10 protein-coding genes are annotated in these 12,581 nt (G+C 64.2%); all 10 read right to left on the reverse strand.

What is annotated here, in order from left to right:
• Positions 1 to 34 precede the first annotated feature (34 nt).
• The 10 genes from ABEA18_RS10805 to ABEA18_RS10850 all read right to left on the reverse strand — a co-directional run bounded on the left by ABEA18_RS10805 (position 35) and on the right by ABEA18_RS10850 (position 12,408).
• On the reverse strand, positions 35 to 1,252 hold the full coding sequence (locus ABEA18_RS10805; protein ID WP_345449380.1) for a cytochrome P450: 1,218 nt from the start codon (positions 1,250 to 1,252) through the stop codon (positions 35 to 37).
• Positions 1,253 to 1,263: 11 nt separating this feature from the next.
• Positions 1,264 to 2,280: a PDR/VanB family oxidoreductase gene (locus ABEA18_RS10810; protein WP_345449381.1), complete on the reverse strand. Its 1,017-nt coding sequence runs from the start codon at positions 2,278 to 2,280 to the stop codon at positions 1,264 to 1,266.
• Positions 2,281 to 2,462: 182 nt separating this feature from the next.
• On the reverse strand, positions 2,463 to 3,692 hold the full coding sequence (locus tag ABEA18_RS10815) for an acyl-CoA dehydrogenase family protein (protein WP_345449382.1): 1,230 nt from the start codon (positions 3,690 to 3,692) through the stop codon (positions 2,463 to 2,465).
• Positions 3,693 to 4,766: a phosphotransferase family protein gene (locus ABEA18_RS10820; protein WP_345449383.1), complete on the reverse strand. Its 1,074-nt coding sequence runs from the start codon at positions 4,764 to 4,766 to the stop codon at positions 3,693 to 3,695.
• Positions 4,767 to 4,774: 8 nt separating this feature from the next.
• Entirely contained in the window at positions 4,775 to 5,896 is a 1,122-nt protein-coding gene (locus ABEA18_RS10825) for an ABC transporter substrate-binding protein (RefSeq protein ID WP_345449384.1), read from the reverse strand.
• Between the two features lie 70 nt (positions 5,897 to 5,966).
• Entirely contained in the window at positions 5,967 to 6,983 is a 1,017-nt protein-coding gene (locus ABEA18_RS10830) for an NADPH:quinone oxidoreductase family protein (RefSeq protein ID WP_345449385.1), read from the reverse strand.
• Between the two features lie 3 nt (positions 6,984 to 6,986).
• Positions 6,987 to 7,208 carry a biotin/lipoyl-binding carrier protein gene (locus ABEA18_RS10835; protein ID WP_345449386.1) on the reverse strand — a complete coding sequence of 74 codons (222 nt, stop codon included), beginning with the start codon at positions 7,206 to 7,208 and terminating at the stop codon, positions 6,987 to 6,989.
• Between the two features lie 2 nt (positions 7,209 to 7,210).
• Positions 7,211 to 8,596 (reverse strand): acetyl-CoA carboxylase biotin carboxylase subunit, encoded by a 1,386-nt coding sequence (locus ABEA18_RS10840; protein WP_345449388.1) that lies wholly within the window; start codon positions 8,594 to 8,596, stop codon positions 7,211 to 7,213.
• 12 nt (positions 8,597 to 8,608) lie between these two features.
• Positions 8,609 to 10,183: an acyl-CoA carboxylase subunit beta gene (locus tag ABEA18_RS10845; protein ID WP_345449389.1), complete on the reverse strand. Its 1,575-nt coding sequence runs from the start codon at positions 10,181 to 10,183 to the stop codon at positions 8,609 to 8,611.
• A gap of 2 nt (positions 10,184 to 10,185) precedes the next feature.
• Positions 10,186 to 12,408, reverse strand: coding sequence for an acetate--CoA ligase family protein (locus ABEA18_RS10850; RefSeq protein WP_345449390.1), 2,223 nt, complete (start codon positions 12,406 to 12,408; stop codon positions 10,186 to 10,188).
• Between the last annotated feature and the right edge of the window lie 173 nt (positions 12,409 to 12,581).

Raw genomic sequence — 12,581 nt, forward strand, 5'->3', positions numbered from 1 at the left:
ACCCCGACGCGGGAATGCGTCTCTTTCACCTGGTCTAGGCGAGCGTCAGCCGCAGCGGAACCGAGTCCCAACCGCGCAGGGTGTTGTTGTGGTGGCGCGCGATCGACGAAGCGAGCTCGATGCTCTTGATCCGGGGCACCAGTCTTTCGAGCAACGACGCAGCCTGAAGGCGGGCTGCATGCTGGCCGACGCACTGATGGATGCCCATGCCGAAGGACAGATGCCCGGAGGGGTCGCGGGAGAGGTCGAACTTGTCCGGGTTTTCCCAGCGCCGTGGATCGCGGTTTGCCGCGGCAAAGCACAGCATGACCCTGCTACCTTCGGGAATGGTGCTTCCACCAATGGTGACGTCGGTTGAGGTCTTGCGAAAGATCTGCTGGACCGGCGATTCCCAGCGCAGCGATTCATCGAAAGCAATGCGCGACAGGTTGGGGTTCTTGCGCAGCGCTTCCCACTGTTCCGGGTTGGAGGCAAAAGCATAGAGCATGCCCGAAATCCCGTAGACGGTGGTGTCCACCCCAGCCGAGAGCAGCGAGCGGGTCAGCAGCGGGGCCTGTTCGTGCAAGATGTCGCCGCGGTCGGCGGCGGCCCAAATGTCCGCACCGAAACCCTCAGGCTTCAAGGCGTCGCGCTGGCACTTGGCGGTAGCCCACTCGGTGTATTCAGCGGCCTTGCACTTGCCCTGCTCCACCAGCTTGTTGTCGGGGCCCAACGCGTTGAAGATGTGGTCGGCATAAGGGACCAGGTTTTCGCGGTCCTTCTCGTCGATGCCCGACGCCTCGGGGAAGAAGTTCACGGGGAGCTTGGAACCGATATCGCCGTGGCCATCGACCTTGACTTGCCCGCCAGGGGCCGTGCCCGCCAACAGGTCTTCAACCAGCCCTCCGGCGACCTCCAAACAGGCGTCTTTCATCGAACGCAGGACCCGCGAGGAAAGGATTTCCTGCAACACCTCGCGTGGCGCATCGTGCTGCGGCGGATCCATCTGCAGCAGGCCACGGGCGCGCCAAGGCTCGTTGAGCCCCACTCCGGATCCCGAGGTCAGCTCCTGCCAGTTCGCGACGGCGGCCGAGAGGTCCGCATATCGTCCGATCGCATAGGCGTTGTACTTGGACAGGTACGCCACGGGGCCGGCCTCGCGCAAGCGCTCTTGAAATGGTAGGGGGTTTTCCAGGATTTCCGGCGAGAACGGGTCATCGTCGAGGACCGGAATCGTTCCGTGGTTGACGGGGCACTTCGTCGTTGTCGACATGGGGGTATCTCCTAAAGATCCAGCACGAGGCGATCGGTGATCGCGCGTGAGACACATACAAACATTCGGTCGTTCTTGGCGCGTTCCCCCTCATTGAGCAGCGAGTCACGGTGCTCCGGGGTGCCTCGCAGGACGCCAACCTCACAGGTGCCGCACACGCCTTCGTTGCACGATGAGAGCACCCGGACTCCGGCATCGCTCAACGCCGAAAGAACCGTCTCCTCGGTCCCGACGGTGATGCGCCTCTTGGAGAGGGCCAGTTCAAGTTCGAACGGCTCGGTCCGCACCGGAGCCGGGAGGGTCGCGGGCACGAAGCGCTCGAAACGCACGGCCCAAGACGGCCAGGCGGCAGCGGCGCCGGCCACTGCGTTCAGCAACGGCTCCGGTCCACAGCAGTAAACCCTTCCGCCGTCGAGCGGTTCATTGAGGAAGGCGAGGTTCAGGTGGCCGTTCTCGTCCTGCGGCCAAATGGTGACCTTGTCGCCGTACTCGGCCAGCTCGCCCAGGAACGCCATGGAGGCACGGGTGCGCCCGCCGTAGTGCAGGTGCCAGTCGATGCCGAGCTGCTCCGCGGCGACGATCATGGTCATGATCGGCGTGATCCCGATGCCGCCGGCAATGAATTCGTAACGGGTCGCCTGGGTCAGGTGGAAGTTGTTCCGTGGAGTACCAACGGTGAGCATGTCTCCGACGGCGAGCTGGTCATGGATGTAGCGCGAACCGCCTTTTGAATTCGGTTCGTTCAGGACGGCGACCTCGTACGCGTGTGGGTCCCAGCGGTCGCCGCACAGGGAGTAATGGCGCGAGAGGTATCCTGCGTCCGCGGTCGGGAGTACCAGTTCGATGTGTGAACCCGGCGCCCAGTCGGGGACGCGGCCGTTGCGCGGTTCCTCGAGTCGCAACCGCACCACACCGTCCGCGATGACTTCCTTCCGCGCGACCCGGAGGGACTGGATTCCAGGATGACCGGCAGCGGGCCTGGAGGTCGAGGATTCGTCGACGCTGAGCGAATCGGAAGTAGTAGTCATATCAAGATCATGCGCAACGGGCCCATACACAAGCAATCTCGCGCGGCCTATCGAGGCGATAGCCGCATAGTGACGGCTTGGCACTTGACAACGTTTTCCCATGAATTCTCCGGACACGCCGACGTCCCCCTCACCACGGGCGGTGGTGAAGAGGACGTCGAACCGGCTTAGGAGTTGCGTCGTTATGCCATGCGTCGCGCGCGCTGGCGCTTCAGCTCATTGCGGGCCAAGGCGTTCTTATGCACTTCGTCCGGGCCGTCGGCGAACCTGAGGGTGCGCGCGTAGGCGAAGGCCGAAGCCAGGAAGAAGTCCTGCGAGAGTCCGCCGGCACCGTGTACCTGTATGGCCTTGTCAAGGATCCATTCAACGGTCGACGGGGTGGCAATCTTGATGGCCTGGATTTCGGTGTGGGCGCCCTTGTTGCCCACAGTGTCCATGAGCCAGGCGGTCTTGAGGACCATCAGGCGCAACTGCTCGACCCGGACGCGGGACTCGGCAATCCAATCACGGATCACGCCCTGTTCGCTCAGCGGCTTGCCGAAGGCCACGCGCTCGTCGGCACGTTCGCACATCATCTTGATGGCCCGCTCGGCCATGCCAATCGCACGCATGCAGTGATGGATGCGGCCAGGGCCCAGACGCGCCTGGGCAATCGCAAAACCATCGCCCTCGCCGCCGATGAGGTTCCCTGCCGGGACCCTCACATTGGTGAACACAATCTCGGCGTGGCCACCGTTGTAATGATCCTCGTACCCGAAGATCTTCATTGCGCGCTTGACTTCGACTCCCGGAGTGTCCCGCGGCACCAAAATCTGGCTCTGCTGGCGGTGGCGCTCGGCGACGGGATCCGTCTTGCCCATCACGATGAAAATCTTGGCATTGGGATTCATCGCCCCGGTGATAAACCATTTGCGGCCATTGATCACATAGTCGTCGCCGTCACGCACGATGCTTGTCTCTACGTTGGTCGCGTCGGAGGAGGCGACGGCTGGCTCCGTCATGGCAAAGGCCGAACGAATCTGCCCTTCGAGCAACGGCTTGAGCCACTTCTCCTTCTGCTCTTTGGTCCCGAACTCCGCCAACAATTCCATGTTGCCGGTGTCCGGGGCCGAGCAGTTCAGGGCCGCCGGGGCAAGCATCCGGCTGCGACCGGTGATTTCGGCAAGCGGGGCGTACTGTACGTTGGTCAGCCCTGCCCCCTCCTCGCCGGGTAGGAACAGGTTCCACAGGCCGCGGCGGCGTGCCTCGGCCCGCAACTTCTGCAGGATAGGCGACTCCGACCACGCATACGGGTTCTCGAGGTTTTCCAGCTCTTCCTGGTATGCCGCTTCGGCCGGGTAAATGTGCGCGTACATGAAGTCGACAAGCTCCTTCTTCAGAAGCTCTGTCCGCTCGTCTGTTGAGAATTCCATCTACTTGTACTCCTTGAGTGATTCGAGCCCGAGTCCCAGCAGCAAGGGCACGGTGCTGCCGCTGTCTTCAAAGCCCTCGCCGACGGTTTGCCTGTTGATGTGTCTGTAGCGGACGCCTTCGGAAATGCCTGCCAGCTTGAAGCAGGCCAGTCCCAGGTAGAATCCGAATCCTTCAAGAGAGCGGCCGCTCTCGGCCTCGTAGAGTGCCATGATCTCTTCCTCGCAGGGGTAGCCGGGTGCCATGGTCACCTCGTAGGTGGCCGGGTCCGTCCACGCCCGGGCTGCCACGATCCGTGCGCGCCGCTGATAGATCAGCATCAGCGCCAAGTCCAACAGCGGGTCCCCGAGCGTGGCCATCTCCCAGTCGATGACTGCTGCCGGCAGGTCGTTGGCGCCCATCAACACGTTGTCCAGACGGAAGTCCCCGTGGACGATGCCCGAGGCGGACTCGGAGGGCACCGCGGCGGCGAGCTTTTCGTAAAGCTTGTCCGCGCCCGAAAGTTCGCGGGTGAAGGATGCATCAAGCTGCTGCTTCCAGCGCTTCACCTGCCGGCCGAGGAACCCCTCGGGCCTACCGAAGTGATTCAGGCCGACGTCGGCGGGATCCACCCGGTGCAGCTTCGCCAGGGTACGCACTAACTCGGTCCCGATGGCCCGTGTGCGTTCCTCGCCGAGCGGCTTGATCTCGTCGGCGTACCTGTACGGCACGCCGGCGATCCGCTCCATTAAGTAGAAATCGGTACCCAGGACGTCCTTGTCGTCGCAGTAGGCAATCATCCTGGCCACCGGAACATCCGTGTGTCGAAGCGCATCGGCTGCCTGGTACTCTCGGCGCATGTCGTGGGCGGTGGCCATGATCTTACCCAGCGGGGGCCGGCGCACAATCCACTGATGAACCCCGTCGGTTAGCTCATACGTCAGGTTCGATTTTCCACCTTGGATCAGACTGGCCGAGAGCTCCCCTAGGACAAGCCCGGGGCGCTCCACCACCAGCCAATCCCTCAGCCGGTCAAGGTCGAGACCGGTGGGAGATTCATGGCGGGTTGTCACTCCGCTGTCGTTTGCTGTCTGCATCGCGTCACTCATGCCCGGGCGAACTCCGGAACGAGGGCCTCGTAGGTAATGTCGCCTTCCTTGACGCTTCCAAAACGCAACGCAAGTTGAGCCATGTGGTCGACGGTCTCCTTCGTTGCTTTGAAAGTCGGTTTGAGCTTGGGCGCCACGTCGCTCGCATAGTGCTCGACATAGGCCGCAGCGATGTCTGGTGCCTTGCCGCCAAGCCCGGTGGTGTTGAGCACGTCGGCCGCCGCCGCCTTGTTCCCGATGATCCATTTGCTGGCATCATCCTGGGCAGCCAACCAGTTCTTGACGACATCCGGATGCTGTTGCACCATTTCCTCGCGTACACCCATCGCGACCACGGCCTGGTTGCGCATTAGCTCGGGCACGTCCGCTTCGGCGAAGTCGATCAGGATCTTCCCGCCGGTCTCCTGGGCGACGAATCGCGTGGCAGTCCATTGGACCGTGACGTATGCATCGATGCGTCCGCCATTCAGGTTTGGAATCGCCTGCGCAGTGGGGCCAACAGCAAGCACCGTGACGTCGTTGTACTTCATGCCTGCCAACTCGAGGGCGAGCTTCAATTGCAGGTCGCCGCCGGAACCGACGCTTGAGACGCCGATGCGCTTGCCCTTCAGGGAACCAATCTTGTCTTCGAAGCGCGCCCTGGACCCGGGCCAGCTGAGCTCCTTGCTGCCGACGATCCCATAAGTCGTTTCGAGGGTCCGGAACCCTACGAGCAGCGGGCGCTTGCCTTTCGAGCTGTTCGCGTGGGTTGCCATCAGCAGCAGCGTGTCCGAAGCATACGCGTCCACGGCGCCGGCAACCAGCAACTGGTATGCCTGGACGCCGCTTTGTGGGCTCAGATGCTTGGGGACATCGAGCTGGTGCCTTGCGTAATCCTTGTTCGCAAGATTAATTGCATCAAGCAAGTACGCGTCGCCCGGGAACGAAGCGATTGCGAATTTCTGGGGCTCGGCGGCGGAAGCCGAACTTCCGCCGCCCCCACACCCCGTCAGAAATGAGGCCGAGCCAATCGCTGCCGCGCCGAGGCCGAAATACTGCAACAGCGCCCGTCGTGAGACTCCGCCATCCAACGCCAGCAGATCCCCGAAGGGCGATCCGTCTTTCTGTGACTCAAACATTGCTACTCCTTTGTAGTGGATTCATGCCTGGCGGACGTGGCTGTGCCAGGTGCCTCGTTGATGCGGATTCCTACTGCTCGGTCCCGGCGTGTTCCATGACGACCCGGCCAACGGTCTTTCCGTCTGCGAGCCGCTGAAGTGCCGCAGGCACGCTGTCCAAAGTGAATCTCTCGCTGACGAAGGGGTCGATGGCACCTGCGTCCGCCAGTCTGGTCAATTCACGGTGGCATTCATCGACAGCCGCAGGGTTCTTGGTGTTGTAAAGGCCCCAGTGGATCCCGATGATCGAATAGTTCTTCACCAGTGCGTGGTTCAAGGCGGCGGACTGGATCTCCCCGCCGGCGAAACCGACCACAATAATCCGGCCTTCGAAGGCGATGCACTTGGTCGAGCGATGGTAGGTATCGCCGCCGACGGGATCGTAGATGACATCTGCGCCCTTGCCGCCGGTGAACACCTTGACCTGCTCGACGAAGTCCTGCGTACGGCGGTCGATAACCAGGTCGGCGCCGAGCTTCCTTGCGTATTCGGCCTTGGCCTCGCCGCCGACGACGCCGATGACCGTTGCGCCGGCTGCCTTGCCGAGCTGGATCGCGGCACTGCCCACCCCGCCTGCGGCGGCGTGGACCAGCAGCGTCTCGCCGGGCTGGATCCTGGCCAACCGGTGCAGCCCGAACCAGCCGGTCTGGTAGCCGATGAACAGGCAGGAAGCCTGCGCGTCATCGAGCGAGGCGGGGGCCTGGTGCACCTTGTCCTGATCCATGAGCGCGTACTCGGCGAATCCGCCGTACGGAAGGGTGGTTAGGCCCAACACCCGGTCGCCCACCGCCGCACGGGTAACACCCGGCCCGGCGGCGACAACCTCGGCGCAGACTTCGCGACCGGGGGTGAAGGGCAGCTCCGGCTTGACCTGGTACACCCCGCGGCACATCAGCACATCCGGGAAGTTGGCGGCGGAGGCAAGGACGCGCACGAGCATTTGCCCGGCGCCCGGGTCTGGCACCGGGCGTTCGACAAGCTGAAGGGCATCGACCGGTTCACCGAGTTCCATGACGGACCACGCTTTCAGGGCGCTGGGAATCGACATGTCTTACTCCGCCTCGAAATTGATCAGGGCCTGCCCAGGAGCGACCACGTCGCCCACGGACACGTGGACGGCCAGGACAGTGCCTGAGTCCTCTGCCGTTACCGGGATCTCCATCTTCATGGCTTCAAGAATCATGAAGACGTCATCTTCTTCCACGCGATCCCCCGGCGCCACGAGAACCTTCCATACGCTGGCCCCCATTTCTGCCTGAATTGTCTCGGCCATCTTCATGCACTCCTTCTGGCCAGCTTGGCCCGTTCTTTGAGTCGTTGCTGGATACGTTCCACCAGGCCGGTGTCGTAGCGCCCATCAGCGAATTCCTCATCGGAGAGGATCTCCTCAAGGAAGGGCTGGTTGGTGACCAGTCCCTCGATCTCGAAGTCTTGGCAGGCCTTGATGGCCCGGGCCAGTGCGTCCTCCCGGGATTCCCCGTACGCGCAGACCTTGGCGATCAACGAGTCGAAGTGTGCGGTGACCTCGGTGCCGGCCGCGTAGCCGGAATCCACGCGGATTCCTTCACCGCTTGGTTCAATCCAGCCGTCGATCGGACCCGTGCGCGGGAAGAACTTCTTGGGGTCCTCGGCGCAGATGCGCAGCTCGATCGCATGTCCGCGGAACACCGGGTTGAAGTCCGCCGTGGTAGTGCCCGTAGCCGCGATGCTCAGCTGCTGCTCGATCAAGTCGACGCCGTGGGTGAGCTCGGTGATCGGGTGCTCGACCTGGATGCGCGTGTTCATCTCGAGGAAGACGAATTCGCCCGTGCGGGTGTCGAGCAGGAACTCGACGGTGCCAGCGTTGCGGTAGCCAACCGAGGATGCGGCCGCGATGGCCGATTCGATGAGCCGTGCGCGGGTTTCCGGAGCCAGGTGCGGCGCCGGGGATTCCTCGATCAGCTTCTGGTGGCGGCGCTGCGTGGAGCAATCGCGCTCCCCCAAGGCAACGATGGTGCCGTCGTTCAGGCCCAGGACCTGGATCTCGACGTGGCGTGCGGACTCGACGAAGCGCTCGACGAAGACGCGGTCGGAGCCGAAGCTGCGCTCGGACATCGATTTGGTGTTCTCGAAAGCCTTGCGCAGTTCGTCAGCGTCGTGGGCCACGGCCATGCCGATGCCGCCGCCGCCGGCGGAGGCCTTGACCATTACCGGGTAGCCGACGCGTCCTGCTTCCTCGACGGCCTCCTCGCCGGTCTTCAGGGCCGCACCGGCGTCGCCGCTGATCGGCACGCCTGCAGCCGCGACGGCCCGGCGGGACTCGACCTTGTCACCCATGACCACTATGACGTCGGCCGAGGGGCCCACCCAGGTCAGGCCGGCGTCGGCGACCTCGCGTGCGAACCCGGCGTTTTCTGCCAGGAACCCGTAGCCGGGGTGGATGGCGGTGGCACCTGCTTCCCTGGCGATCGCGATGATCTGCCCGCGGTCAAGGTAGGACTGCACAGGAACGTCTCCCTTGAGCTCGATGGCCACGGAGGCCTCCGAAACGTATGGCAGGCCGGCATCGACCTTGTGGTAGACCGCTACCGTACGGACGCCGAGGCGGTTTGCCGTCTTGATGATGCGTCGGGCGATTTCGCCGCGGTTGGCGATGAGCAGGCTTTCCGGAAATGAATTCACGGTGATCTCTCCTTAGAAGCTCGTCGGCCAGGTGCGCAACAGGTGTTCGCCCACGCCGTTGCTCCGGGCCCGGTAGTGGTCCTTCAGGGCGCCGAGGATGAACTCGCGCGTTTCGGACGGATCGATGACCTGCTCGAAGCCGAAAACCTGGGCGACGTCATAGGCGGTGGTGCCCTTGTTCATCTCCGCGAGGCGCAACTCGTACATCTCGGGGTCGCTTTCGGGCGTGATGCCGTGGACCACGGAGACAGCGGAGGTCGGATCCATGAAGCTGACCTCGGAAGACCACCAGCCGGCCGTGGCGTCAGCGGTGCCGCCGCCACCCATGTTGATCAGGGCCTGGCCGTAGTTCTTGCGCATAGTGACCGCGATCTTCGGCACGGTGACCAGCGAAAGAGCGTTCATCCAGTTGATGATCTTGCCGGCAACCTTGCTCCGCTCGGCCTCGAGGCCGATCAGGAAGCCCGGCTGGTCGACGAGCATGACCACAGGGATGTTGTAGGAGTCGCAGAGGACCAGGAAACTGGTCGCCTTGTCGCAGGCGGCACCGTCCAGCGCGCCGCCCTTGAACATCGGGTTGTTGGCGATGATGCCGACGGACTGGCCGCCGATGCGAGCCAGGGAAGTCACCAGGGACTTGCCGTAGCGGGCCTTGATGGGGAACACGGAGCCGGTGTCGGCGACGATGTCGACGACCTTGCGCACGTCGTAGGTCTGGGTGCGGGATTCCGGGACGATCGACTTGATCTCTTCCGCACGCTCGCCGGATCCCTGTGGAATCGGCGCGAGCGGCGGGGTCTCGCCATTGTGCGAGGGCAGATAGGAGAGGAATCGGCGGACCAGTTCAATGGCTTCCTGGTCGGTGTCGGCCACCGCGTCGGCGTAACCCGTGACCTCGGCGTGAACCTTCCAGCCACCGAGCTCCTGGGCGTCGACCTGCTGGCCTGTGGCGCGGCTGACGAGGCCGGGGCTGGAGACAGCCAGCACGCTGCCTTTGCGAAAGACCGCGAAGTCGGCAGCTACGGTGTGCCACGCGGCCGACCCGAAGCAGTAGCCAAAGGCCGCCGACACCCACGGGCTTTCGCGCTGGCGCAGGAACCGGGTCTTGCCGTTGGCGCTGCCCATGCCGGTGCCGCCCATGGCGTCGGGCATGCGAACGCCCGTGGATTCGGAGAGGTAGACCAGCGGCTGGCCGGTCTTGACGACCAGTTCCTTGAAGTGGGCCATCTTCTTGTTGCTGATCGGGGAAGACGATGATCCCTTGACAGTGAAGTCGTAGGCAACAACGCTCGCGCGCCGGCCGTCAACCTCGCCGGTACCGGTGATCTTGCCGTCGGCAGGGGTCTTGTCGCGGTCCGCGGGAACGGCTGAGGTCACGAACAAACCGCTCTCGCGGAAGGTTCCCGGGTCCAGCAGCAGCGCGATGCGCTCGCGTGCGTTCAGCTCGCCCTTGGCTGCGCGGTCTTCAAGCTTCCTGGCGCCACCCATGGCCAATGCTGCTGCACGCTTCTTCTCGTGCTCCTGCTCGCGGGTGAGCTTGGCCTCCCCGATGTCGACCACGTCGGTCTTGACTGCTTCGGTTGTCATCTCTACTGCCTTCCGTCTGCGCCGAGCGACGCCTGGTGGATCTGCTTGCTCTGTTCGAGCACTGCCCGTGAAGCCAGCGCCGCGTCTTCGAAGGCTCCGAAGACCGGGATGCCGATCCGGCGTGCGCGCCGGGCGTAGGCCTTGACCATGTCGCCGGTTCCGTCGCTGCCGTCGGATTTCAGTACCAAGAGCTGGTGGGTGTTTGACTGTGATTCGTCGCGGGCCGCGGCGATCGAGTCGATAATGGTTCCTGTCACGTCGCCGTGGGTGGCCCCGAGGTTGCGCTGAATGATGCCGACGTTCAGGTGGGTGATCAGCACCGCGGGTTCGCTGCCTGCCAGGACGACCTTGAGAATGTCCGCGGCAACGCCGCCGCTCTTGACGGCCAGCGTTCCGGCCGGCACATCGATCGGGTTGTGGAACCCATTGCCCGGCGGAACCGCAAGGGATTCCAGTTCGGCGATGACCGATTCCGGAAGCGGCCGGGTGGAGATGCCCTGGCGGTCAAGTGCGTCGGCGCCGAGCACGCTGGCTCCGCCGCCGTTGCCGAACAGGACGGCTTCGTTACCGTTCGGCTTGACGCTGAGGTCAACGGTCGAGAGGGCATGAAGCGCGGTTGCGAAGTCGGCGAGCGAATCAACGAGGGTAATTCCGGCCTGCCGGGCGATGGCCGGCCACAGCCGGTGGTTGCCTGCCAGGGCACCGGTGTGGCTAGTGGCGGCGCGCGATCCGCCGCTGGTGCGACCGCCCGCGAGCAGCACCACCGGCTTGCGGGTTTCGGCAGCGCTGAGCACATCCAGTACCTCGCGGGCAACGCCGAGGGACTCCAGGTACAGGCCGATGACGTGGACCTCGTCGTTGCCCAGGTGGGATGAGACGAGTTCGGCGGCGCTGACATCGGCGCTGTTGCCGATGCTGACCACGGAGTGGAAATCGATGCCGCTGGCGGCGCCGACCCGCAGAATGTCAACGCTCAGCCCGCCGCTCTGGGAGACCACGGCCGTGGTTCCCGGCGTCAGCGGGGCCTCCGGGACGAAGGACAGTTTTCCTGCCGAGGCGTGGGTGCCGAGGCAGTTCGGACCGATCAGGCGGATGCCCGCCTTGCGCACCGTTGCAACGAGCGCGGCTTCTAGGTCCTTGCCCGATTCGACCTCGCCGAAACCGCTGGAAACGACCTGGGCGAAACGCACCTTGCCGGTGCCCTGGCCTAGGGCCTCTGCGACGCGTGCTCCGGGCAGGGCCACGAAGGCGTAGTCAAGGGTTTCATTCACGTCGGCGAGCGAGGCGACGGCGGGCAGGCCTTCGATCTCGTCGGCGGCCGGGTGGACGGGGACGATGGTGCCCTCGAAGCCGCCGGCGCGGAGGTTGCGGATGAACCGGTTGGCAAGGTTCGGACGCTTGCCGCTGGCCCCGAGGACCGCAATGCGGCGTGGGTTGAAGAGCGGGGAGAAATCGGTGACCTGGGCGTTCCCGGCCGCGGAGGCTTCCGCTCCGGTGGCGTCCTGGGCGCCGACGACGAAGCGCGCGTCGACCGCCACAGCGCGGGTGCCGGAGACGATCACCGGGTTCAGGTCGATTTCGACGACGCCCGCCGGCAATGCGGCCAGCAACCCCTCGGGGCCGGCGACGCGGGAGATCAGCGTGACCAGTGCGGGAATGTCGGCCTTCACGCCGCCGCGTGCGCCGTCGAGCACCTTCATGCCGCGGAGTTCCTGCAACATGTCCAGGATCTGGGTTTCGGACAATGGGGCCAGGCCGAAGGCCACGTCCTCGAAGACTTCCACGAGGACACCGCCGAGGCCGACCATGACAGTCCAGCCGAGTCCAGGCTCACGGACCGCCCCGACAATGATTTCGTGGCCGGCCGGCACCATCTCTTCGACAAGCACGCCATCGAGTTGGTGCCCGAATTCGGCCAGGCTACCGCGCATCTGCAGCGCAACGTCGTTGAGCTCCGCGCGGGATACCCCCACACGCACCCCGCCGGCGTCGGATTTGTGCACGAGCGTCGTCGAGATTGCCTTGACGACCAGGGGCTCTCGGAGATGGCCGGGAAGTTCCTGGCCCACTTTCATCTCAACACCCTGGGGGGTATCGATTCCGAAGGATGAAAGCAGGGATTTTCCTTCGGCTTCGGTGAACATGGCCGATTCTCTGTTTTTGGCCTGGGCGATGAACTCGACGATGGTGTCGGGGCTACTCGTCTGGGCTGTGTCAACTAACAACTGGGGGCACCTCACTGAACGTCGGATCCGGGCGGATAGTGGTCACGCCCGGTGTGATTTCAGTCTCGTGAGCGAACCCGGCCCTGGGAAGCTCGCCAGCCGTGGCAGGGTGATACCACTGCGCTATCGGAAGACCCGCGGACACGGCACAGCGACGGCACGCAAACAGGGCC

The sequence above is a fragment of the Arthrobacter gyeryongensis genome, assembly GCF_039543785.1.
Classification (GTDB): domain Bacteria; phylum Actinomycetota; class Actinomycetes; order Actinomycetales; family Micrococcaceae; genus Arthrobacter; species Arthrobacter gyeryongensis.

Bases quoted from the DNA above. Each gene is read 5' to 3' on its own strand.
- ABEA18_RS10805 (WP_345449380.1), bottom strand. From the start codon at position 1,252: ATGTCGACAACGACGAAGTGCCCCGTCAACCACGGAACGATTCCGGTC.
- ABEA18_RS10810 (WP_345449381.1), bottom strand. From the start codon at position 2,280: ATGACTACTACTTCCGATTCGCTCAGCGTCGACGAATCCTCGACCTCC.
- ABEA18_RS10815 (WP_345449382.1), bottom strand. From the start codon at position 3,692: ATGGAATTCTCAACAGACGAGCGGACAGAGCTTCTGAAGAAGGAGCTT.
- ABEA18_RS10820 (WP_345449383.1), bottom strand. From the start codon at position 4,766: ATGCAGACAGCAAACGACAGCGGAGTGACAACCCGCCATGAATCTCCC.
- ABEA18_RS10825 (WP_345449384.1), bottom strand. From the start codon at position 5,896: ATGTTTGAGTCACAGAAAGACGGATCGCCCTTCGGGGATCTGCTGGCG.
- ABEA18_RS10830 (WP_345449385.1), bottom strand. From the start codon at position 6,983: ATGTCGATTCCCAGCGCCCTGAAAGCGTGGTCCGTCATGGAACTCGGT.
- ABEA18_RS10835 (WP_345449386.1), bottom strand. From the start codon at position 7,208: ATGGCCGAGACAATTCAGGCAGAAATGGGGGCCAGCGTATGGAAGGTT.
- ABEA18_RS10845 (WP_345449389.1), bottom strand. From the start codon at position 10,183: ATGACAACCGAAGCAGTCAAGACCGACGTGGTCGACATCGGGGAGGCC.